Origin of the sequence: Microbacterium hydrocarbonoxydans (assembly GCF_900105205.1) — a bacterium.
Lineage (GTDB): Bacteria > Actinomycetota > Actinomycetes > Actinomycetales > Microbacteriaceae > Microbacterium > Microbacterium hydrocarbonoxydans.
Genome location: NZ_FNSQ01000005.1, coordinates 531,365 through 554,208, shown reverse-complemented (window position 1 = coordinate 554,208; position 22,844 = coordinate 531,365). Strand labels below are relative to the sequence as shown.

Here is a 22,844-nt window from a genome sequence, read left to right as displayed (position 1 = left end):
CTTCGGGCACGCCGCCGACACTCAACGCTCGCACTCTGCAGCACGACAAGAGCACGCGCCGTCATCCCTGCACGGGCACGCGATGATCAGCCGACCGACGCGGGCCGCATTCAGCGCGCGAGCACGCGCCGGTACACCTCGATCATGGCCGCGGTGCGCGACGACTGGCGGAAGGCCTCCGCCACTTCCCGCATCGGAACGGGCGCTGTGCCTGCGGCGATGTCGGAGGCGGCGCGTCGGAGTACCTCCACGAGACCCGCCTTGCGCTGCTCCTCGTTGCCCTCGGCTCCCGGGACCGCCCAGAGTCCTCCTCCGAGCTCGGCCGCGATGTCGGGGTCGCTGATGACGGACGGTGTACCGAGGGTCGCCGCTTCGAACGGAGTCATCCCCTGCGTCTCGAATCCGATGGACGTCTGGACGAGCGCGTCCGCCGCGGCGATGCGAGCGAGGGTCTTCTCGTAGCTGAGCTTGCCGGCGAAGCGGACATTCGCCGTACCGGCGACGATCCTCTCGGCGGCAGGACGCTGCGCACCACCGCCGATGATCTCGAGGTCGGCGTCGACCCCTGAGTCCACGAACGCCTCGAGGAACGGCAACAGGCGCTTCTCGGGGCTCATACGCCCGAGCCACACGAAGCGCGGCCGGCCCGGTTCGCGATCCGACGGTGCTGTGGCCAGCGTCGCCTCTCGGATGTCGTCGTCGATGCCGTTCCAGACGACGTCGACCGGAGTGAAGACGCCGTGCTCTTCGAGGCGACGGGCGAAGTGGGTCGATGGCGCGGTCACGGCGGATGCTCCGCGGGCGAGGCCGCGCAGGAACGCCCAGCCGTCGCTGCCGCGCACGCTCTCACTGTCTCGCCCGTTCTCGACCCCGCGCACGCTGTCGCTGCCGGCGGCCTTCTCGACGGCGTCCCGCAGCGTGGCGCGGCGCCAGAGGTTGAGCGCCGCGAGCACCGGCCGGTGCAGCGGAGTGACGGCGGCGATGCCGACATCCACCCGGTTGTGCATGGTGACGATGACGGGGATGCCGTGCCGCGTAGCGTAGCGGCGGCCGATGAACGCGCCCCAGAAGTCGGCCTGCACGTGGACGAGGTCCACCGGAGGACGGCGGGTCATCGCACGGTCGAGGAAACGATCCGTGGCTCGTCCGGGCCAGCTCATCGAGTACTCGCGGTCGACGGTGATCGGCACGGATGGCAGATCGATGGAGGAGAGGGTGCCACTGCGACCGGCGCGCGCGCCGTGCATCCGGGGCGCCACCACTGTCACGGTGTGCCCGGCCCGTTCGAGGAACTCGCGCTGCAGTCGCATCGACACCTGCGCTCCGCCGAGCGAGTCGAGGTGCTGGTCGGCGAAGAAGACGATGTGCATGGCGCGCGAGGTCACTCGGGCAGCGGCTCGTCGCGGTAGAGCGCCTCGAAGGTGTCGAGTGTGCGGTTGATGTCGTGGATCACGACGCCGTCGAGGGATGCCTGCTGCATCCGCTCGAACTCCGCACGGTCGGCAGTCAGCACATCGGTCAGCCGTGCGGCGAGGGCGTCGGCGTTGCCCGGCTCGAACAGGTACCCGTTCTCACCGTCATGCACGAGGTGCGGCAGCGCGACCGCGTTCGCCGCGACGATCGGCAGGGCCGAGGCCATAGCCTCCATGGTCGCGATCGACTGCAGCTCGGCGATCGACGCGATCGTGAAGACCGAGGCGCGCGAGAGCAGCGCCCGCAGTTCCTCATCGGTGGTGCGGCCGTGGAAGACGACCTGCTCATCGAGGCCGAGATCGTGGGCCAGGTGCTCGAGCTTCTTGCGCTGATCGCCGCCGCCGACGATGTCGAAGGTCGTCTCGAGCGCGGGGTCGAGCTTCGTCATCGCGTGCAGGATGACCTCGATCTCCTTCTCCGCCGTGAGGCGGCCGACGAAGATCAGGCGGTTCCGCTCGCGCGGACCGATCACCGGGAAGTACTGCGTGCGGTCGATGCCGCAGCTGACAGGGATGACACCGGTGAGGTCGATCGTCTTCTCGAGGAAGTCCGCGGCTCGGCGCGTGGGCGTCGTGACCGCGCGGGTGAGCTTGAGCGTGCGCGCGGCATCGGCCCAGGCGAGCTTGATGATCGGGAGATTGATGAAGTCGGGGAACACAGAGTGGTCGAGGATGTTCTCGGCCATCACGTGGTTCGTGGCGATGACAGGAATGCCCCGTTGGTGGGCGATCCGAGCCAGGCCGCGACCGATCACGATGTGCGACTGGATGTGGACGACATCAGGCTGCACTCGGTCGAGCACCTTCCGCGCGTAGTGCTTGGCGCGCCACGGCCAGACGAAGCGCAGCCAGTCGTGCGGCAACCAGCGCACCGACGGAAGCCGGTGAAGCGTCATCGGCTCGCCCTCGATCACCTCGGTGCGCGGCGTCGTGCGGCGGTACGCCTGGTTGGGCGCAGAGACGTGCACGTCGTGTCCGCGCTGCACCAGACCCGCTGCGAGACGCTCGGCGAAGCGGGCGGCGCCGTTGATGTCGGGTGCGAAGGTGTCGCATCCGATCAGGATGCGCAGCGGGCGCTGTCCGGAGTCGGGGGCGACGTCGGGAGCACTCGTCGGATCGGAGGTAGAGGAGGACATTCTGCCTTACGGTACGGCGGCCAGGGAGCCCGATCGGGCGCTGGCCACTCTACCCGAGGGCCCTGATCGGGCGGCCGAGGCTTACCGGCATCCCTCAGCCTCACCCTCTAGCGTGGAGCCATGCGACTGACTGCCGACGCCGACCCCCAGCTGTGGATCCCCGTGACGGAGTCGCTGGGGTGGCGGGGGCGCCGCCATCGCAAGGCGGCGATCCGGATGCTGCTGGGACAGGTGAACTCGGCCATCGGTGTCACTGAGCGACCGGGGTCCCGGTTGGGTGCGTGGGCGATGAGCCAGGCCGCCCCGCTGCTGATGCGGCGGGCCGACGCCCGGGTGCTGGTGTGGACGTGGAAGGCCGACCCCGAGCTGGTGGTCGCGATGGCGACGGTGCAGGCGCTGACTCCGGAGGTGCGCATCGCCCGAGCCTCGATGCCGATGGACTACGACGACACGCAGTCGTTTTCGAGTCGCTGGCTGGGCACCGGGGAGAAGCTCGTGGTGGCGATGCCGCCGACGCCCGCGACGCCTCCATTCGTGACGTACACCTGGGACACCGGTACCCACCTCGTGACTTTGACCGCCGTCAGCAGCGACCGCGAGCGCTTCGGAGCCCTCGACGGTGCGCTCGACGACCTGGCTCGAAGCATCCGCATCGCCGACGAGCTGACCGGCGGCGAGTCGCCCGAAGTGCTGCGACTCGACCCGGCCTGATCGGGGCTCGGGGGGTCTGGTCAGGTTCGGGGCGGGCTGGTCAGGTTCGGGGCGGGCTGGTCAGGTTCGGGGCGGGCTGGTCAGGTTCGGGGCGGGCTGGTCAGCTCTCGTCGGCTGTCGTCGGCGGCTCCCAGAGTTCGATCGCCAGCCCCTCGGGATCGTGGATCCGCGCGAACGTGCCGTACTCGTCGGTGTTCCATTCGTCTCTGCGTTCGACGGGAATCCCCGCCGCCTCGAGTCGCGCGGCGAGGCCTTCGAGGTTCTTCACGCGAAGGTTGATCATGAACTGCTGATCGGCCGCGAAGTAGTCGGAGTCCGAGGCGAACGGGGCGAACACCGTCATCCCGGCTTCCTGGTTCCACATGCCTTCGTCCCCGGCGCCGATGCCGAGGTGCTCGCGATACCACTCGGCGCGCGCCTCCGGATCTCTGCTGCGGAAGAAGAGTCCACCTATCCCTGCGACGTCTGTGCTCATGGTGCTGTTGTACTCCTTTGACGAGCGAATTGTGCGTTGACGATCGAGTCCGGCGGTCGCTGGGTCAGCCGGCGCGACGGAGTGTCGGTTCGACGGTGCCGTGTTGTGGGGTGTTGCCCGGCGGGCTCCCCGAGTCGGCTGGTGTGCTGTGTCGTGGGGTGCGCCAGTGGTGGGCGGGGTCCCACCATCCTGGTCCTCTGACTTGGGGGAGGCCGTTGTTCATGCGGATCTCCCAGAGGGAGGTGCCCAGGGAGCGGTGGTGCCACCAACACAACGGGACACCGTTGTCGGTGTGGGTGGGGCCACCCCGGGCGTGCTCGGTGACGTGGTGGATCTCACACCAGGAGGCGGGGACGTGACAGCCGGGGATGAGGCATTCCTTGTCGCGGGCGATGATCGCGCGGCGTTGGTGGACGGTGAAGACCCGGTCGGTGCTGGTGATCCCGATGATGCGGCCCTCATCGAACAGGACCCGCTGGATCGCCCCCGAACATGCGGCCTGTGCGGCGACGGAGACGGGCAGGTGTGCGCCCGTGCGGGCGATGGTCGCCCACCCGGTCCCGGTGGCGAGATCGGTCGCGTCGACGGTGACGACCACGGTCGGCGCCGCCCCTCCCAGGGTCGGCATGTCCGTGTGGCGGGCGGCGATCGCGAGCGCAGCCGCGAGAGCGTCATGGCGTTTCTGTTCCGTCGTGCGGTCATCGAACACGTTCCGCGGATCCGAATTGAACGGATCCTCCCCATCGTGAGCATCTGTCGCATCCGTGCCGGCGTCAGCGTCAGCGTCAGCGTCAGCGTCAGCGTCAGCGTCAGCGTCAGCGGAGTCAGCCGACTCGAAGTTCGCGCCCGTGTCACTGGTGTCGGTGGAAGTGCTGGTGTCGGTGGCAGTGCTGGTGTCGGTGGCAGTGCTGGTGTCACTGGGGGTGAAGAACACCCCGGGCATCGGAGCTCCCGGGCCTTTGGGGTTCAGGATCGCGTCCATGATCAGCAGCAACTGTGCTGCGACCTCCGGGGTGAGATACCCGCGGATCGCGTGCAAGCCGTTCTTCAACCGGCCGATCGTCACACCCCGGCGACGCCGCGCATCCTCATCCTTAGGCTCTTCCCCATCCGGATCGAAGATCGACGCAAGACCCTCCCCCAGGCTCGACAGATCATCCGTCGTCGGAGCAGGGCCATCGTCATCGACGCCCGCCTCCGCATCCGCAGCCTCGTCAGCGTCATCCACGTCACTCGCGTCGGGGTCGTCACCGTCGGGGTCATCGACCGGGGCGAGACCGTGCCCGCGGGCAGCACCGGCCAGGGCGAGGTCCGCGGCGAGACGCTGATCGGTGCTCAGCCGGTCCCAGACCTTCTCGATCGGACCCGTCGCCGCCAAGAACCCCGCCACCCCCACCACCCCATCCAACAGGGCCTCCCGCATATGCGGCCACCGGGCCGGGAGCCGCTCCCCCGACACCAGACTCGACTCCCGACGCACCCGCGTCACCGTCGTCCCCACCCGCGTCGCCGAACGCACCTCGACCCGCACCGTCCGCTGCAACAACTCGGTCGCGTTCCGACACCCCACCGCATGCGGGAACCCCACCGCATCCGCCGTCGCGAGCGTCTCCACCACCACCGCTTCCGCCCGCCGAAACGCCGCCCCCGCCCGCTGCAGCACCTCCACCCGCTCCGCGTCTGACAACCCCGCCAACACGTCATCACACAACACCCCGGACAGGTCACTGATGACCTGATCCAAACGCTGCACGGTGCTGTTCATACCCGCCAGTCAACCCCACCCCACCGACATTCGCCCCCCGAAACCACCCCCCAGAACCCCAGATCAGACCCCGTATTCCAATCTCCCGGCATAGCACGCGAAAGAGCCTGAACTGGGGAGAGCGAACGGGACCGGAGAACCCGACCAGGGGAACGCGAGGGGGAACGGAGAACCCGACCAGGGGAACGCGAGGGGGACCGGAGAACCCGACCAGGGGAACGCGAGACGGACCGGAGCGCCCGAACCGGACCAGACACAACGGAGTGAACAACCGAGGCAGAGCGCAGAGGACGGATCAGAGGAGATGAACAAGAGCGCACGGACGCGAAGCGGGGGCCCGTGAGGACAGGGAGGGATGGCGCTCCGAAACCATGGACGAACGCCGAAATCCACCGCCCGCTCAGTGCGGGGTCAAATTCGCACCGCTGGAGGCCATTCCCGGTGCGAAATCGACCCCGCCAGCGACGCACGGTGCGAAATCGACCCCGCCAGCGACGCACGGTGCGGAATCGACCGCGCTAGCGGCACCGGTGCGGAATCGACCCCGCCACCGCCTCCCGGTGCGGAATCGACCCTAACGGTCACCCACCGAAGCCAAAATAGTGAATATAGGTAACAATGTAGTACCATCACAATCATGGACATCCTCTTCGTCGACCGACTCCTGCAGATCGGCGACCTGTTCCAGAGGGACATGGCGCGAGCCTTCGCGGGCACCGACCTGACGCCGACCAGGGTCCATCTGCTCTGGGTTCTGCAGCATTCCGGCCCCTCCACCCAGCAGACCCTTGCGACACTGTGCGAGGTCACCCCGCGCAACATCACCGGGCTCGTCGATGCCCTCGAGCGCTCCGGACATGTCCGCCGCACGCCGCATCCCACCGACCGACGAGCCGTCCTGGTCGAGCTGACCGATGACGCGAAGGCGACCATGGCTCGGATGCAGGAGGAGCACGCCGAACTCAATGCCTCCCTTCTCGAGGCGGTCGCACCGGAGGACCGGCCCGCTCTCGAGAGGGGCCTGACCGCGGTGGCGACACACCTCGAGCGACTCGTCCACGCCGCCACGAACGACACAGCACCGGCCACCCCAACCACACCACCCACCCCAACCGCCCCCGACACCCCCGCGACGCCATGACCGAGCAACTGCACGCCACGACACCCACCCCGGCACCCAACCCGACGCCGCTCGCCCGCGCACTCGACTTCCTGCGCAGAGCATGGATCGCCGAGCTTCGCGTGTACTCCAGCATCGGCCGGGCGATCGCGCGCCGCCCCGCCGTGGCGAAAGGCGCGACGGGAATCGGCTACCACCGCCCCGTGCTGACGGTGCTGTCCATCTTCATCGGCCTCTCCGCCGTGGAGATCCCGATCACCGATCTGATCGTGCACCCGTGGCCGGCCGTCCGCATCCCACTCCTGATCCTCGGGATCTGGGGCGTCACCTGGATGCTCGGACTCCTCTGCGCGATGCTGATGCGGCCGCACACCGTCGGCCCCGACGGTGTGCGCGTGCGCAGCGGATTGGAACTCGACGTCCCCCTCGCCTGGAGCGACATCGCCTCCGTCGCGATCGACCGACGCGTCGACGAACCGAAGCAGCGCCGCGTCACCGGCTCGGAGTATGCGGAGCGGATGCAGGACGAGACCAACATCGAGCTCGAGCGCCCCGTCGAGATCCGCCTGCCAGGACTCGCGCCGAAGGGCGGGATCCACGTGGTCGATCGAGTCCGGCTCTGGGCCGACGATCCACGCGCCTTCCTGGCGGCGGCACGCCCCCTCCTCCTGCCCGACTGAGCACTGCCCGCCGGGGCACTGACATCCCGCACCCCGACCCGACCGCGCAGTGGCACCCTGAGCACTGGCATCCAGCCTGCCAGCCCTCGCCCGCGATCAGTCCAGCCCGCGCTCCGCGAGCCACTTCTTCGCCACGAGCACGGGTGCCCTGACGAGCCAGGCGTCCGCGAGGATCTCGGCCAGCCGGTCGCGTTCGACGGCGTCCAACCGCACGAGCAGCCCCGGGTATCCGTCGAAGTGCGGGATGGAGAACAGTCCGTCCGGTTCGGCGGCGAGCAGCGCGGCCTTCTCCTCCACACTTCCGACTCGGACGCCGAGCACGGGCCCGTCCGGCCACTCCAGGCCGAGGTCGGCGAGCTGACGCAGATCCACCTTGCTGGGTCCGCGGATCCAGGCGATCTGCCCGCTGGGCAGCCGCCAGGACGGCTCGCCGGTGTGACCGCCGACCCGCTCCGTCACACCGGGGAGCGTGAGAGCGATCTCACGGACGTCGTCGATGGTCGCCATCCGCCTATCGTCCTCCCGCAGACCGACTGCCACAATGGCCCGATGAGCACAGAGTGGTCAGCGCCGCCATCCCCCGCCCGGCTCCGCGCCAGAGGGGCCGATGCGCGCCGCAGCACTCCACGTCGCGCCCTCGCCGACCTCGGCGCGGGTGAGCGTGATCCGCTGGGCATCCTGGCACGACAGGACCGCACACGCATCCCCGAGCTCGTGCCCCTGCGGGCGGAACGGATGGCGGCCAGTCCGTTCGCCTTCTACCGCGGTACGGCCGCGCTGATGGCCGCCGACCTGGGCGACGCGCCGCACAGCGGCATCCTGGTGGCGTCCTGCGGCGACGCCCATGTGTCGAACTTCGGCTTCTACGCCTCAGCGCAGCGGAGCCTGATGTTCGATCTCAACGATTTCGACGAGGCCGCCTGGGCTCCGTGGGAGTGGGATGTGAAACGCCTCGCGGCCAGCATCGTCGTCGGAGGGCGAGCCACCGGGCGCGCGGATGCCGTGATCGACCAGGCCGTGCTCGCCGCCGTCGACTCCTACGCGCGCGGCATCCGGCGCATCACCGCCCTCAGCCCGAAAGAGCGCTACTTCACCCACTTCGACGTGGAGTCCACGCGCGGCATGCTCGACAAGCCCTCGCGGCGCGCGATCAGCGCCGCCGTCGCCCAGGCCCAGCGCCGCACCGGCGAGCGCGCGGTACGACGGCTGACGGAAGCGGATGCCGCCGGCCGTCGTCGTTTCGTGCATCAGGCACCGACCACGACGCCGATCGACGACGACCTGCGCCTCCTGGTGCACGACCTCGTCGAGCAGTACCGGCGCACGGCGAACGCCGACATCGCCCTCCTGTTCGAGCACTATGCCGTCAGCGACGTCGCCCGACGGGTGGTCGGCGTCGGCAGCGTCGGGACGCGCTGCTACCTCGTGCTCTTCCAGGACGGAGAGGACGGCACTCTGCTCATGCAGCCGAAGCAGGCATCGCAGAGCGTTCTCGTCGAGTACGGGCGCATCGAGCAGCCCGCGTCGCTGCGCGACCTGATCGACGCACACGGCGAGGGGGCGAGGGTCGTCTCGATGCAGCGGATCCTGCAGGCACTGTCCGATCCGTTCCTCGGTCATCTGCGCAGCCCGTCAGCAGACTTCTACGCCCGCCAGTTCCACGACATGAAGGGCAGCGTGGAGGTCGAGGAGCTCGACGACGGACCGTTCGTCACGTACGCGCAGGCGTGCGCGGCGGTCATCGCACGCGCCCACAGCCAGTCGGTCACCGCGGCCGAGGTCGCCGGTTACATCGGCGGCGGACGCAGCGTCGCCGCATCCCTCCTGCAGTGGGCGCACGCGTATGCGGCGGTATCGCTCGCCGACTACGAGGCGTTCCGCGCCGCGAGCTGATCTCGACGCGGAACGCCCTGGGTGCCAGGAACCGGCGCCCCGGCCTCAGCGCGCGATGCGCAGGGTCCGCACCTCGAACGGCCGCAGCCGCAGCTCACCGCCCGTGCGGGGCTCCGCGATCTCATCCTCGATGAGGGAGACCTCGCGGATCTCCCGATGCTCGAAGTCCGCCGTGAGCGCGCCGACGGCACGGCGTCCGAGCGCCTCGTACAGGCGCACGATCACGTCACCGGACCCGTCGTCCGCGAGCTTCACGCCCGAGACGACGATGCCGTCGCCCTGGACCGAGACGAGCGGGGCGACCTCGCGGGCACCACGCACCAGCGAGGGCATGGTGTTGAGCCGGATGCCCTCGGTCGTCGCGACCGCGGCATCCGCCCCGATCACGAAGCCGATCGTGATCTCGTGGTGCCCGTGATCGGTGTCGGGGTCGGGGAACCGCGGCGCGCGGAGCAGCGAGAGCCGCACCGTCGTCGACACCGCGTCGTCCGAGACCTCGCGCGACGTGTCGTAGCCGTAGATCGAGTCGTTGACCAGGGCGACGCCGAAGTCCTGCTCACGCACCAGCACGAAACGGTGCATCGACGTCTCGAACTTCGCCGCCTCCCAGCTGGTGTTGGTGTGCGTGACACGCGACTGGTACCCGAACTGCGTCTCCGCCTCGGTGTGCGTGGCCTGGATGTCGAGCGGGAAGGCGAGCTTGAGCAGCTTCTCCGTCTCGTGCCAGTCGACGTCGTTGCGCAGCAGCACGGTGCGCTCTCCGGGGGCGAGGGTGATCGTCTGCTCGATCGTCGACTCCGAGAACGACCTCGTCACCACGACGCTCGCGACGCCATCGACGACGGAGGCCGTGATCGATGCGGCGGCCGTCACGTCGTCGACACTGTTCCGGTAGTACTTGTCGATGTCCCACGCGTCCCACATGTTGGGGAAGTCCTGGTGCAGCTGGAAGAGGTTGGCGGCTCGGCCTTCGGCGACCGCCTCGCGCCCCGTCGCCTTGTCGACAGCCGAGACGATGAGCCCCTCGGCGGAGACCAGCACCGAGACCAGTTCATTCTCGAGTCGCCATCCGCCGTCCTCGCCGGAGAGCAGGACGGATGCCGCTTCGGCAGTGCTCTCGGCATCCGCGAAGGATGCACCGAGTGCATGGCCGCCGCCGACGGAGGTGCCGACGGAGGTCGGCACGAACCGCAGAGCACGGTCACCCTCGCCCGCGAGCGAGCGGCGGGCGGCATCCGCGAGGTCGCGGGCATCCGACAGCACGTTCGAGAGGACCTCGACGGCCTCCCGGTGCACCCACGCGATCGACGTGCCGGGGAGGATGTCGTGGAACTCGTGCAGGAGCACGGTCTCCCACAGTCGATCGAACTCGGCCTGCGGGTAGGCGGTGCCGGTGCGCACGGCATCCGTCGCCGCCCACAGCTCCGCCTCGACCAGCGCGTGCTCTGCCCAGCGGTGCAGCGCCTTCGTGGCGTGCTGACTGGTGAGGGTTCCGCGGTGGAGCTCGAGGTACAGCTCGCCGACCCAGACCGCCGGGTTCGGGAGCTCGGCTCTGGCGGCGTCGAAGAAGTCGTCCGGGTGCTCCCACACGACCTGGGCGCTGCCTTCGAGGTTCTCGAGACGCTTCGCCTTGCCGGTCATCTCGCGGGTCGTCCCGCCGCCGCCGTCGCCCCAGCCCACCGGCGCGATCGAGCGCGAGGTGATCCGGCTCTCCTTGAACTGGCGAGACGCCTTCGCGACCTCCATGCCGCTGAGCTGCGAGTTGTACGTGTCCATCGACGGGAAGTGCGTGAACACCTGCGAACCGTCGATGCCCTCCCAGAGGAAGGTGTGATGCGGGAACACGTTCTGCTGGTTCCAGGAGATCTTCTGCGTGAAGAACCACTCGAAGCCCGCGCGCCGCATGAGCTGAGGCAGCGCCGGCGAATAGCCGAAGCTGTCGGGGAGCCAGACGCCTTTCGAGCGGATGCCGAACTCCCGCTCGAAGAACCGCTGACCGAATGAGAACTGCCGCACGAGCGACTCGCCGGACGGCATCACGGTGTCGGATTCGACCCACATGCCGCCGAGCGGCAGGAAGCGCCCCTGGGCGACGGCTGCCTTGACCCTGACGTAGACCTCCGGCCGGTGCTCCTTGATCCAGGCGTACTGCTGGGCGCTGGACATGCCGTAGAGGAAGTCGGGCTGCTCCTCGATCAGCGTGGTCATCGACGAGGTGGTGCGGGCGACCTTGCGGATGGTCTCGCGCACCGGCCACAGCCAGGCGGAGTCGATGTGCGCGTGTCCGACGGCCGAGATGCGGTGGGCGCTGGCCTCGGCCGGAGCCGCGAGAGCGGGGGCGAGTCTGGCGCGCGCATCGGGCGCGGTCTCGACGATGCGCTGCAGGTCGAGCACGTCGAGCGCGTCGTCCATCGCCTGCAGGATCCGCATGCGCCGCGGCGAGGTCGCCGGCAGCTCGGCCTGCAGCTCGAACAGCACCTCGAGGTCGAGGGAGAGCTCGAACACCTCCTGCTCGAACACGGCGAGGTCGATGCGGCGTGTGCGATACAGCGGCTCGCGCGAGGACGTCTGGATGTCGCCCTCCTGCGTCGGGAGGAAGGGGTGGTAGTCGAGCAGCACCGGGTTGGCTGCCGCCTCCAGGTACAGCTCCACCGGCTCGTCGCCGTGCGCCGTCTCGGTGATCGGCAGCCACTGGTTGCGCGGGTTGATGCTCTTGACCGGCGTGCCGTCCGGTCGGTAGACCAGCGCCTCGCACTGGAAGCCGGGCATGTTGATATCGAATCCGAGGTCGATGACCGCCTCGACGCGGCGTCCCGACCACTCGGCGGGAACCCGTCCGGTGATCTTGAACCAGGTCGTCGACCAGGCGGGTCCCCAGAGGGCGGGGACGGATGCCGGCGCGAAGTCCAGCGCCAGCCCCTCGGCGGGGCTGATGGGCTCTCCCGGGAGCTCGTTCACCTCGATCGTCAGCGGGACCGAGGCCGAATGGACGGCCGGGCGGATGCGCTCGTCGAGCACGCGCTTGACGCGGCCGACGGTGAGGGAGGTGTCGTCATGCATGGTCTGTTCTCCGGGCTCGACGGTGAGAGGGGGCTCGACGGACGTCCGCTGCGCGGACGGGGTGCCGACAATGCTATCGGATTTACTAAAGCGATCTAGCACCACTCGCGATCCGCGCTCCGACTCGCACTTCCTGGCCTCTAAACCGATCAAGTAGGGTGATGCCCATGACTTCCGGCAAACGCGTCACAATCGCGGACATCGCGCGTATGGCCGGTGTCTCCCCCGGTGCCGTGTCGTTCGCCCTCAACGGTCGTCCCGGCGTGAGCGACGAGACCCGGCAGCGGATCCTCTCGATCGTCGAGGAGAACCACTGGCAGCCGAGCTCCGCCGCCAGAGCGCTCGTCGGCGCACGCGCCAACACGGTCGGATTCGCGCTCGCGCGTCCTGCCCGCTCGCTCGGATCCGAGGCCTTCTTCACCGACCTCATCGCCGGCATCGAGTCGCGACTCTCGGAGAGCAAGGTCAGCCTGCAGCTGCGGCTCGTCTCGGACATCGCCGAGGAGATGGAGGTGCACCGGCAATGGCGCTCGTCGAACCAGGTCGACGGCATCATCATGATCGACCCACGCGACGACGACCCCCGCAGCGACCGCATCACGGCCCTCGACGCCCGCGCGGTGCTGATCGGCTCGAAGCCCTCGCCCGTCGGCGCCGTCCCCAGTGTCTGGATCGCCGATGACGAGGTCGCCGAGACGCTGTTCTCCTACCTCGCCGCCCTCGGCCACACGCGCATCACCTACGTCGCGGGTCCCGACGACCTCGAGCACACACATCTGCGGGCGCAGGTGCTCGCACGCATGGCGTCCGATGGCGTCACCGGCGATGTGATCACTACGGACTTCTCCCCCGCCCGCGCGTCGGCCGTGACCAGGGCACAGCTCTCGGGGAGGGTGCGCCCGACCGCGATCGTCTACGACAACGACGTGATGGCGGTGGCGGGCCTCCGGGTCGCGCAGGAGATGGGACGCTCCGTGCCCCGCGACGTCTCGATCGCGTCGTTCGACGACTCCGTGATCGCGGGTCTCATCAACCCGTCGATCACGGCCATGACCCGCGACACGTTCGAGCTCGGCGAGCGCGCGGCCACGCTGCTCCTGGAGCAGATCGTCGCAGGGACCACCCTGCCCAGCATCCAGGGACCGACTCCGACCCTCACCGCACGCGAGAGCACCGCGCCACCCACCGCGGCTTCCTGACGCGCTCGGATTCCGGCCGCGCCCGAGTCAGCCGTTCAGGCCCGCGTCAGCCGTTCAGGCCCGCCTCAGCCGTTCAGAACCGTGTTGACCGAGCCGTAGCGGTCGACCTCGCCGGCCGCGAGATCAGGACGGATCAGCGAGCGGATGCCGCGCGCATCCAGCGCCGCGGGATCGAGCGCCGCCCGCGAGGTGACGAACGCGGGATCCACGCCAGCGGAGCAGGCATCCACCCAGGCCTGGAACACCGCGCCGCCCGGGCTCAGCGCCGCCCGGCTCACAGGCACCTCGTGCTCGTCGACCTCGACCACGATCGCGGTGTCGCGGGCGGGAGCAGCCGTCCGCGCACGCAGCTCGGGGATCAGCTCCGCGAAGCGGCGTCCGATGGGCTTGGCCGCTCCGCTCTGGTCGATGAGCCCGAGCGAGTACTCCAGCTCGGGGAAGTCACCGAGGTCGCGGCTGACGTCGTGCGAGCACCACCACGTCACCCCCCAGAGATCGTCGGTGCGCACCGCCGAACGCAGCGTCGCCTCGAGGAAGTCGGGCATCTCGCTCTCCTCCAGGCAGTTCGAGGGGGCGCCGACCTCCTGCAGCCACACCGGTCGGTCGCTCTCGGTCGCGAACGCGCGGGAGAGCTCGATGAGGTACTCGGCATGACGGTCGGCCGCGACAGACCTTCCGCCGTAGCGCTGGGCGGTGCCGTTGAAGATCCAGGAGTGGATGGTGGTCATCGCGCCGAGACGCGACGCGTGGGCCGGGGTGAAGCCGTGCCCGTCCATGTACCAGACGGCGTCGTACTCGCTGTGCACATGAGGGAGCCCCGGTGCCGCCTCTTCGGCAGCGGCCAGCAGCGTCTCGATCCATCGCCCGGCCTCATCCGTCGTCACCGGCCAGGGCGAGGGGTGCGTGTGGGCGGAGAACTGGTTGACCTCGTTGCCGAGGGTCAGCCCGAGGAAGTTGGGCGCATCGCGCAGCGACCCGGCGAGCGCGCGCACGAGAGCCGCCTGCCCCTCGAGCGCCGTCGGGTCGGTGAACATGTTGCGGTCGTGCCAGGTGTAGAGCCACGACGGCACGAAGTCGAAGCTCGACAGGTGGCCCTGGATGACGTCGACGCTGACGTCCAGGCCGAACTCCGCGCCGATGTCGACCATGGCGCGCACGTCGTCGACGGCCTTCGTGCGAATCAGGGTGCGGTTCGGCTGCAGCACGTTCCACAGCGGGAAGACCCTGACGTGGTCGAGGCCCAGCTCCGCGAGCGCTGCGAAGTCACGCCGCACATCGTCGGGGGTGAAGTCGAGCCAGGAGTGCATCCACTCCTTCGACGGCGTGTAGTTCGCCCCGAATCTCAGTGGAGCATCGAGAGCGCGGCGCTGCGTCATGTGTCCGGACCTTTCCGAGAGAGCCCTCCGACGAGGACAGGTCGCACCACTATAACGCTTGAGCAACCAGAGCCCTACCCGTCTCTCACTCTCTCGATTGACGACACGATGGCTAGCCTTGACAGAGGCGGCTTCCGATGGTTTCATCTGCTAAAGCGTTGTAGTCCACGGGAGTGGACACCGCCAATCGCCCGCCTCGAGGAAGAAGCACGATGAAAGTTCCCGCACGCATTGTCGCTCTGGCAACATTCACGATCGGCGCCATGGCGCTCGCCGGTTGCACCGGGGGCGGCGCCCCCACAGGCTCAGACGGCCCCATCGACACCTCCGGCGAACTGAGCGGAACGATCCAGTTCCAGACCTGGTCGCTGAAGAACGAGAAGTTCACCCCGTACTTCGAAGACCTGATCGACGCCTTCGAGAAGGAGCACCCCGACGTCACGGTCGAGTGGCTGGACCAGCCGGGTGACGGCTACCAGGAGAAGATCCTGAGCCAGGCCAACGCCGACACCCTGCCCGACGTGCTGAACCTGCCGCCGGACATCGCCTACCCGCTGGTGGCCGCCGGCAAGCTCCTCGACCTCGAGAAGGCCGACCCCGACCTGAAGTCGGAGTACAACGCCGGGGCGTGGGACGCGTACAGCCAGTACCCCGAGGTCGAGGGCACCTACGGTCTGCCCTGGTACCTCTCCAGCGATGCGTCGTGGTGGAACCTCGCCCAGCTGGCGCCGTACGGCGTCACGGAGGACAACCTCCCGACCACGGTCGACGAGCTGCTCGACCTCGCCGAGGACGTCGCGACCGAGTCCGGCGGCAAGGTGCAGCTGCTCTCGTCGATCCCGGCCCTCGACACCTTCACCTCCGCAGGCATGGAGGTCATCAACGACAAGGGCGAGTTCGACTTCAACACGGATGAGGCGGCGGCGATCATCGAGAAGTACGCGGATGCCTACGCCGCGGGCGCGATGCCGGCCGAGGCGCTGACCGGCGACTACGGCGGGAACGCCGAGGCCTACATCCAGGAGAAGGTCGCATTCACGACCGGCGGCACCGGCTTCACGACCGACCTCGCCAAGGACGCCCCCGCGCTGCTCGAGAACACCGTCGCCACGCAGCGACTCGGCATCCCGCCGCTCTACGTGCAGGGACTCAACGTCTCGGCCGACTCCGACAACAAGGAAGCCGCCCTCGCCTTCGCCGAGTTCGCGACGAACGAGGAGAACCAGGTGGCCTTCTCATCGCTCGCCGTCGGCACGGCGCCCGGCACCTCGGGCGGCGGGGACGCCGTCGTCGAGAACATCTCGTCGTCGATCACCGATGAGAAGCAGCTCGCCGCGATCGACACCGTGTTCACCGCGATGGAGGATGCCAAGGCCATCCCGTTCCAGTGGACCTCGGACATGGCGACGTACATGACCCAGCAGATCGCGCTGGCCGTCAACGGCGAGGCCGACGCGAAGGAGCAGCTCGACAAGATCGTCGAGTACGCCAACGCGAACCGCGTGGACCAGTAAGCCATGAGCGCGCACACCAGCACCCGGACCAGGAGGACCACCATGAGATCGCACCGGTGGTTCACCCCGTGGCTCCTCCTCGGCCCCGCTGTCATCTGGGTGCTGGTGTTCGCGCTCTGGCCGTTCCTCAACACCGTGTTCCTGAGCTTCACCGACGCGCGCCCCCTGCGGACCCCCGAGTTCGTGGGCGGGGCGAACTACGAGCGGATGTTCGGGGACGAGATGTTCTGGAACGCGCTGACCACGTGCATCATCTACGTGGTGGTCTGCGTCCCGCTGCTCACGATCCTCCCGCTGCTGCTCGCCCTGCTCGTGCAGAAGAAGCTCCCCGGCATCGCGTTCTTCCGCACCACCTTCTACTTCCCGGTCATCGCCTCTGTGGTCGTGGTCGCCCTCATCTGGACGTGGCTGTTCGACAGCCGCGGCATCATCAACCAGACGCTCGAGTTCCTCGGACTCGTCGACAAGCCCATGGCGTTCCTCGTCGATCGCTGGCTGCTGCTCGGCTGCGCGATCCTGCTGACCGTGTGGAAGGGCCTCGGCTACTACATGGTCGTCTACCTGGCAGCCCTCGGGAACGTCGGCAAGGAGCTGCACGAGGCCGCGATGCTCGACGGCGCCGGATCCTTCCGTCGCTTCCTCTCGGTGACGATCCCCTCGGTGCGAGGCGCGATGCTCCTGATCGCCGTGCTCATCGCGGTGTCGGCCATGAGGGTGTTCGCCGAGCTCGACGTCCTCTCCAAGAGCACGGGCGGGCCGGGCGGCTACGACATGTCGCTGGTCATGCTGATCCGTCAGGTCGGCTCCGGACTCAACGGCAACATCGGCTATGCCTCGGCGATCAGCGTCGCCCTGTTCCTGCTCACCCTCATCCCGCTGGCCGCGATCGCCTTCATGAATCGCGAGAAGAAGGCGAAGGTCTCCGCATGAGCACCCTGACTCCGCCCCGCATCGACGACGAGCGTCGCCCCGACGACCAGCCGGCTGCGACCACGCGCGAACCCATCTTCCGTCGCCGCGGCTCGGGAGACTTCAGCAAGCCCACACTCGGCGGTCTGATCGGCCGATACGCGCTGCTGCTGCTCGTGCTCGTGCTCGTCATCGGCCCGTTCCTGTGGCAGCTGTCGACGTCGTTCAAGGGCCCGCAGGAGAACATCTACTCCTTCCCGCCGAACCTCATTCCCCGCGAGCCGACGCTGCAGAACTACGCCACCGTCGCCGAGATCGTGCCGGTGTACCTCTACGCGTGGCACTCACTGCTCGTCTCGGTCGGCACGGTCGTCAGCAACGTCGTGCTCGCGACCTTCGCCGGCTACGCCCTCGGATGCATGCGGTTCCGCGGCAAGTGGATCGTCATGGCCATCCTCCTCTCGACCCTGCTGTTCCCAGGTGAGGTCACGGTGACGAGCAACTTCCTCACCATCCGCGCCCTCGGCCTCGCCGACACCCTGTGGGGCGTGTTCCTGCCCGGTGCGATCAGCGCCATGAACGTGCTGCTCGTCGCCACGGCGTGCCGGATGATCCCGAAGGACGTCCTGGATGCGGCGACGGTCGACGGGGCGACGACCTGGCAGCGCATCAGGCACATCGTGTGGCCGAACATCCGCGGCATGGTCTCCGTCGTCGCCATCTTCGCCTTCATCGGCGCGTGGGACGACTACCTCTGGCCGCTGATCGTGCTCTCGGATCCCGCGAAGTACACGCTGACCGTCGGCATGGCGTACCTCAACAGCAGCTTCTCGGTCGACCCGCGCCTGATCGCCGCCGGCACCATGATCGCCCTCGTGCCGATCGTCATCATGTTCTCCTTCACCCAGCGCTTCTTCTTCAAGGGCGTGCAGGAAGGCGCGATCAAGGGGTGAGCACCGCGCATCTCACGCCAGCCGACGGTCCGGCGGATCCTCCCTCGTCCCGGCCTCGTGCCGGCGTGCTCTCCGGTCGGGTCTTCGCCTTCTCCTTCGACCCCGCCGCCGGCGAGCAGCGGGTCGAGGTGCCGGGGCTGACAGACGTCGACATCACGCCGCAGACGGTGCTGCACTGGGCGTTCTATGCCGACGGCGCGGCGGCCGCCCTCGCTCCGCACGCGGCACTCGCCGTCACTGTCGATGTGCGGACGGGCGATGTGCGCGGCGGGGAGGGGACGAGACTGAGCGGCATCGGAGCCGTCCGCGATCGCTACGACGTCGCCCTCACCGCGGATACGCAGTTCGACGCCCGCTGGAGCATGCCCGAGCAGTGGAACGCCGACACCGTCGCACTCGAGCCGCTGCAGGGCGGCACGGCCACGGTCGAGATCGTCCTCGGCACGGACGCGCTGGCCGCGCATCCGAACCTCCCTCCCGTGGTCACCGGCTTCGTGCAGTGCGTCCTCGAAGAGCAGACGGCATCGGGCGAGCCTCGGCCGGTCGACCGCGTCGACACCCGCCGCGGCACGCACTCCGGGCCGAGGTTCTCGCGGGGCAACACGATCCCCGCGGTCGCGGTGCCGCACGGGTTCGCCTTCGTCACCGCGGCCACCGACGCCTCGGACACGCGCTGGCCGTATCGCCCGAGCATCCACGACGACCCCGACGGCAGACGGCTGGAGGCGCTGCAGTTCTCGCACCAGCCGAGTCCCTGGATCGGCGACCGCTCGGTGCTGCAGCTGATGCCCTTCGCGGGGCGGCCGGCGTCGGAGCGCTCGACGCGCCGTCGGTGGATCACCCCGGGGTCCGAGCGCGCGAGGCCGCACGAGTACGCGGTCGAGCTGAACGGCGGGCTGTCGGCCTCGATGACCGCGGCCTCGCACACCGCGGCGTTCCGCGTCACCGCGACGGATCCCGAGGCGACCGTCGGCTTCGTGATCGATCAGCCCACCGACGAGGGGCTGCTGCGGTGGACCTCTCCCGATCGCTTCGAGGGATGGCTGCCGGAGGGCACCGAGGACTGGGGCAACGCGCCCCGCGGCTACTTCGCGGGTGTCGTGCGCCGGCCTCGCAGTGATGCAGGTGCGGACGCGACGGATGCGTCCCGCACACACGGGATGCTCGACGACGACGGGCGCGGCCGCGTCGCCGGACACGTGAGCGGACGCGGTTCCCTCGAGGTGCGGGTCGCGGTGTCCTTCCTCTCCGTGGAGCAGGCCAGGCGCAGCCTGGAGCTCGAGGCACCGGAGGACGTGACATACGACGACCTCCGCTCCCGAGCCGCGGCGGCATGGGACCGGGTGCTGTCGCGCGTGAGCATCCCGGCGCTCCCCCCATCGCAGGCGCCGTTCCGGAGGCTGGCCGACGAGGAGCACCGAGCCAGGATCGCCGCCGCCCTCCATCGGATGCACCTGTATCCGAACACGGCGGCGGAGGAATCCGGCACCGCGGCGCACCCGCGCCCGCGCTTCGCGGACGTGTACACAGCTCGACTGCCGTTCGGTGAGGAGATGACCAGCGCGCCGATCGTCGACGGAGAGCTCGTCGTCAACAACGGCTACTGGGACACGTACCGCACCGAGTGGCCGGCGCTCGCCCTGCTCGATCCCGCACTGACCGGTCGACTGCTGGACGGTCAACTCGCGCAGTACCGCCGAGGCGGCTGGATGGCCCGATGGAGCGCCCCGGGCTACGTCGACAGCATGGTGGGCACCTCCAGCGACCAGATCTTCGCCGACGCCGCCCGCTGGGGGGTGCGCTTCGACCGCACCGCCGCCTTCGAGAGCGGATGGCGCAACGCCTGCGAACCGGGTCCGGATGCCCTGCGCGGTCGCAAAGGCATCGCCAGGGGTCGCTTCACGGGCTACATCCCGTTGGAGGTCCCCGAGGGGATGAGCTGGAGCATCGAGAACGCGGTGAGCGATGCCGCTCTCGGCCGGTTCGCCGCGCAGCTCGCCGAGGACGCGGAGTCGGAGTCGGATGCCGCGCGCTTCCGCTCGTTCGCGCGCTACTTCGCCAATCGCGCGCTGTCGTATCGCACGCTGTTCGACGCCGAGTCGGGCTTCTTCCGTGGCAGGGACTCGGCCGGGGCGTTCGCCGAGGACTTCGACCCGAGGGTCTGGGGCGGTGACAACGTCGAGACCAACGCCTGGGGCATGTCCGTGGGCATCGTGCACGACGGCGCGGGTCTTGCCGAGCTGCACGGCGGCCCTGAGGGTCTCGGTCGTCACCTCGACGCTCTGTTCGCGGAGCCCGAGACCGCCGACGAACGGTTCGGCGGCGCCTACGGCACCGTCATCCACGAGCAGCGCGAGGCGCGGGCGCTGCGCTCGGGCATGTGCGCCATCTCGAACCAGCCGGCACACCACATCCCCTTCATGTACGCGTTCACGGACCGGCCGTGGCGCACCGGCGAGATCGTGCACGACCTCGCCGGCCGCCTGTTCGCCGGTGCCCATATCGGCCAGGGCTTCCCCGGCGACGAGGACAACGGCGAGATGAGCGCCTGGTGGCTGTGGGCGGCCCTCGGCCTCTACCCGCTCGAGCTCGCCTCGGGAGTGCTGCGCATCGGCTCGCCCCTCTTCGACGACATCCGCGTGCAGCGGGGCGACGGCCGCTCGCTGCGGATCCGCTCGCGACGCAGCAGCGACCCGGCAGCATCCGTCCTGCAGGCCGCGGCACTGAACGGTGTCTCGCTGACCTCGGCCGACCTGGCCGTCGACGCCCTCCTCGTCGGGACGGAGGATGCCGAGCTCGAACTCGTGTTCGGCACCGATCCGGCGACCGCGCTCGAGTCGGGCGTCCCGGCGCGCTCGGAGGTCGTCGCCTGGCGACCCGATCTGACCGCGGGCGGGGGCGGCGCGATCGCATCCGCCTCTGTCGCGCACGCGGATCACGCCTTCGACGACGGCGATCCGGCCGGCCGTGAGGGAGTGGCACTCTCGGCGGGGGAATGGATCGGGTGGCGGTTCACCGAACCCCGCGCGGTGAGCGACCTGACCGTGACGATGGCCGCCGAGGCATCGTCATCGCATCTGCGGTGGGAGGTCGAGCGCCAGGACGGCGGCTGGACCCCTGCCCCGGTGACGCAGGAGAGCGACCTGCCCCGCGACCGTACGACGCCGTTCACCTTGGCCGCACGAGTCGTGACCTCGGCCATCCGCGTGCGGGCGGAGGCCGAGGTCACGATCCGTCAGCTCGAGGTCTTCGACCTCGGCTGATCACTTCGTCAGGACGAACGACACCTCCGTGGTGTTGCCGGCGACGTCGAGCACCTGCAGCGTGTTCTCGCCCTTCACGGCACCGAACGCGCCCGACTTCACGAAGTTCAGGTCGCTCCACCGGTCGTCGGTGAGGTCCTTGAGGACGCCGTTGACGTAGAGCCGGTCGATCTGCCCCTCGTCGTGCAGTCCGAAGCTGATGCGCTTGTACCCGTCCTCCGCGTCGCCCTTGGTGTACTTCGCGCCGGACTTGATCGTGACCGTCGGAGGCGTCGTGTCGCCGGGCGCTGCCCGGTACACGGTCGACTCCCCCTTCAACGCCTCGGTGATGCCCGAGAGGTACGCCGACTGATCGGTCGCCGTCAGGTTGTAGGCCACGTACACGCCGTAACCGTCGGCCACGGTGCGCTCGGCGAAGTCCGCCGCCGTCGCCGCGCTCGTGTTCGAGAGGTCGATCGCGGCCGCGCCGAGCCGCCCCCTGTCGTCGAGTCCCGGCACCGTCGGGGCGTCATAGGTCGGGTAGTACGGGTTCCACGCGTAGTCGAGCACGCCGGCCGCGTCGAACAGCGAGAAGTCGGTCGTCGTGTATGTGGGGCCGATCGCATACAGGCTGATGATCTTGTCTGGTCCGAGCCGATCGCGCAGCGCCGTCGCGAGCCATCCGAACGACTGCGCGTTGGGCTGCGGCGTGCCGTTCGCCCCGTATTCCGTCCACTCGTCGTCGAAGTCGATGCCGTCGAGACCGTAGGTGTCCACGGCATCCTCGAGCTGGGCGGCGAAGGCGTCGGCCTCCTCGAAGGAGGAGAAGTTCGCGAACCCGGCACCCTGATGGTTGCCGAGCACCGAGAGCAGCACCTTGGTGCCCTTCGCCTGCACCGGACGGATCTGCGTCTGGGCGTTCTCGAGCGTCTCGGTGACGCGCTCGTTGAAGTGCAGGTACGCCTTCTCGCCGTCGTAGTTGATGTTGGCGGCGAAGATCATCGCCATGTCGATCGCGGCCTCGCCCGACTCCGCGAGCGTGTAGTCGGCGACGTTCGCTAAATCGTTCGAGTTCACCTCCACGTAGACCGCGAGCTGCGGATCGACCGGCTCGGTCGTGTCGGCGGTGGCACCCGCGGTCCCGACGAATAGGCCGGCAGCAGCGGTGGCGAGCGCTCCGAGACCGGCGATGCCCTTTCGGAACCGGTGATTCCTGACGTTCTGGTTCATGACTGATCGTCTCCTTCGGCGTCGTTGTCGAATCCGGTCGCGCCGTCGCGACCTGACGCCGACTATAGCGCTTAAGTGATCTCATCGGAAGGCAGAGAAGAAGGGGCGG

The 22,844-nt window shown here is 68.9% G+C and carries 17 protein-coding genes; 9 read left to right on the top strand and 8 right to left on the bottom strand.

Annotated elements, in window-relative coordinates:
• Nucleotides 1-110: 110 nt before the first annotated feature.
• Together BLW44_RS02960 and BLW44_RS02955 are read right to left on the bottom strand one after the other, a co-directional pair.
• Nucleotides 111-1,370, bottom strand: a complete 1,260-nt coding sequence (locus BLW44_RS02960; RefSeq protein ID WP_060928507.1) for a glycosyltransferase — start codon at nucleotides 1,368-1,370, stop codon at nucleotides 111-113.
• A gap of 11 nt (nucleotides 1,371-1,381) precedes the next feature.
• Nucleotides 1,382-2,608 (bottom strand): glycosyltransferase, encoded by a 1,227-nt coding sequence (locus BLW44_RS02955; protein ID WP_060928496.1) that lies wholly within the window; start codon nucleotides 2,606-2,608, stop codon nucleotides 1,382-1,384.
• A 120-nt stretch (nucleotides 2,609-2,728) separates the two neighbouring features.
• Here BLW44_RS02955 and BLW44_RS02950 point away from each other — a divergent pair, with 120 nt between their 5' ends.
• Complete coding sequence (locus BLW44_RS02950; protein ID WP_060928495.1) at nucleotides 2,729-3,319, top strand: hypothetical protein; 591 nt, start codon at nucleotides 2,729-2,731, stop codon at nucleotides 3,317-3,319.
• A 100-nt stretch (nucleotides 3,320-3,419) separates the two neighbouring features.
• Here the strand turns inward: BLW44_RS02950 and BLW44_RS02945 are convergent, their stop codons facing one another.
• Together BLW44_RS02945 and BLW44_RS02940 are read right to left on the bottom strand one after the other, a co-directional pair.
• Nucleotides 3,420-3,794, bottom strand: coding sequence for a VOC family protein (locus BLW44_RS02945; protein WP_060928494.1), 375 nt, complete (start codon nucleotides 3,792-3,794; stop codon nucleotides 3,420-3,422).
• Nucleotides 3,795-3,858: 64 nt separating this feature from the next.
• A complete protein-coding gene (locus BLW44_RS02940) occupies nucleotides 3,859-5,559 on the bottom strand; it encodes an HNH endonuclease signature motif containing protein (RefSeq protein ID WP_074731562.1) in 1,701 nt (566 codons plus the stop codon).
• A 637-nt stretch (nucleotides 5,560-6,196) separates the two neighbouring features.
• On the opposite strand from BLW44_RS02940, the gene BLW44_RS02935 reads away from it, so the two are divergent.
• Both BLW44_RS02935 and BLW44_RS02930 read left to right on the top strand, forming a co-directional pair.
• On the top strand, nucleotides 6,197-6,700 hold the full coding sequence (locus BLW44_RS02935) for a MarR family winged helix-turn-helix transcriptional regulator (RefSeq protein ID WP_074731560.1): 504 nt from the start codon (nucleotides 6,197-6,199) through the stop codon (nucleotides 6,698-6,700).
• Nucleotides 6,697-7,359: a hypothetical protein gene (locus tag BLW44_RS02930; RefSeq protein WP_060927831.1), complete on the top strand. Its 663-nt coding sequence runs from the start codon at nucleotides 6,697-6,699 to the stop codon at nucleotides 7,357-7,359. Before BLW44_RS02935 ends, BLW44_RS02930 begins: the two co-directional genes overlap by 4 nt.
• 96 nt (nucleotides 7,360-7,455) lie before the next feature.
• Here the strand turns inward: BLW44_RS02930 and BLW44_RS02925 are convergent, their stop codons facing one another.
• Entirely contained in the window at nucleotides 7,456-7,866 is a 411-nt protein-coding gene (locus tag BLW44_RS02925; RefSeq protein WP_060927832.1) for an MmcQ/YjbR family DNA-binding protein, read from the bottom strand.
• 42 nt (nucleotides 7,867-7,908) lie between these two features.
• Between BLW44_RS02925 and BLW44_RS02920 the strand changes: the two genes are divergently transcribed.
• Complete coding sequence (locus tag BLW44_RS02920) at nucleotides 7,909-9,252, top strand: DUF2252 domain-containing protein (RefSeq protein WP_060927833.1); 1,344 nt, start codon at nucleotides 7,909-7,911, stop codon at nucleotides 9,250-9,252.
• Between the two features lie 45 nt (nucleotides 9,253-9,297).
• Here the strand turns inward: BLW44_RS02920 and BLW44_RS02915 are convergent, their stop codons facing one another.
• Complete coding sequence (locus tag BLW44_RS02915; RefSeq protein ID WP_060927834.1) at nucleotides 9,298-12,312, bottom strand: alpha-mannosidase; 3,015 nt, start codon at nucleotides 12,310-12,312, stop codon at nucleotides 9,298-9,300.
• A 167-nt stretch (nucleotides 12,313-12,479) separates the two neighbouring features.
• On the opposite strand from BLW44_RS02915, the gene BLW44_RS02910 reads away from it, so the two are divergent.
• Nucleotides 12,480-13,511: a LacI family DNA-binding transcriptional regulator gene (locus BLW44_RS02910; protein ID WP_060927851.1), complete on the top strand. Its 1,032-nt coding sequence runs from the start codon at nucleotides 12,480-12,482 to the stop codon at nucleotides 13,509-13,511.
• Between the two features lie 65 nt (nucleotides 13,512-13,576).
• On the opposite strand, the gene BLW44_RS02905 is transcribed toward BLW44_RS02910, so the two are convergent.
• The gene (locus tag BLW44_RS02905) at nucleotides 13,577-14,887 is read right to left on the bottom strand and encodes a glycoside hydrolase 5 family protein (protein ID WP_060927835.1); all 1,311 of its coding nucleotides are present in this window, start codon (nucleotides 14,885-14,887) and stop codon (nucleotides 13,577-13,579) included.
• A 212-nt stretch (nucleotides 14,888-15,099) separates the two neighbouring features.
• Here BLW44_RS02905 and BLW44_RS02900 point away from each other — a divergent pair, with 212 nt between their 5' ends.
• Genes BLW44_RS02900 through BLW44_RS02885 form a run of 4 tightly spaced genes read left to right on the top strand, consistent with a single transcriptional unit; the run spans nucleotide 15,100 to nucleotide 21,526 of the window.
• Complete coding sequence (locus tag BLW44_RS02900) at nucleotides 15,100-16,401, top strand: ABC transporter substrate-binding protein (RefSeq protein ID WP_074731557.1); 1,302 nt, start codon at nucleotides 15,100-15,102, stop codon at nucleotides 16,399-16,401.
• Between the two features lie 42 nt (nucleotides 16,402-16,443).
• Complete coding sequence (locus BLW44_RS02895) at nucleotides 16,444-17,331, top strand: carbohydrate ABC transporter permease (protein WP_060927837.1); 888 nt, start codon at nucleotides 16,444-16,446, stop codon at nucleotides 17,329-17,331.
• A complete protein-coding gene (locus BLW44_RS02890) occupies nucleotides 17,328-18,263 on the top strand; it encodes a carbohydrate ABC transporter permease (protein ID WP_139305227.1) in 936 nt (311 codons plus the stop codon). Before BLW44_RS02895 ends, BLW44_RS02890 begins: the two co-directional genes overlap by 4 nt.
• Nucleotides 18,260-21,526 carry a GH92 family glycosyl hydrolase gene (locus tag BLW44_RS02885; RefSeq protein ID WP_060927838.1) on the top strand — a complete coding sequence of 1,089 codons (3,267 nt, stop codon included), beginning with the start codon at nucleotides 18,260-18,262 and terminating at the stop codon, nucleotides 21,524-21,526. The genes BLW44_RS02890 and BLW44_RS02885 overlap by 4 nt, the downstream gene beginning before the upstream one ends.
• Here the strand turns inward: BLW44_RS02885 and BLW44_RS18160 are convergent, their stop codons facing one another.
• Nucleotides 21,527-22,735: an endo-beta-N-acetylglucosaminidase H gene (locus tag BLW44_RS18160; RefSeq protein ID WP_245647450.1), complete on the bottom strand. Its 1,209-nt coding sequence runs from the start codon at nucleotides 22,733-22,735 to the stop codon at nucleotides 21,527-21,529.
• Nucleotides 22,736-22,844: the final 109 nt, after the last annotated feature.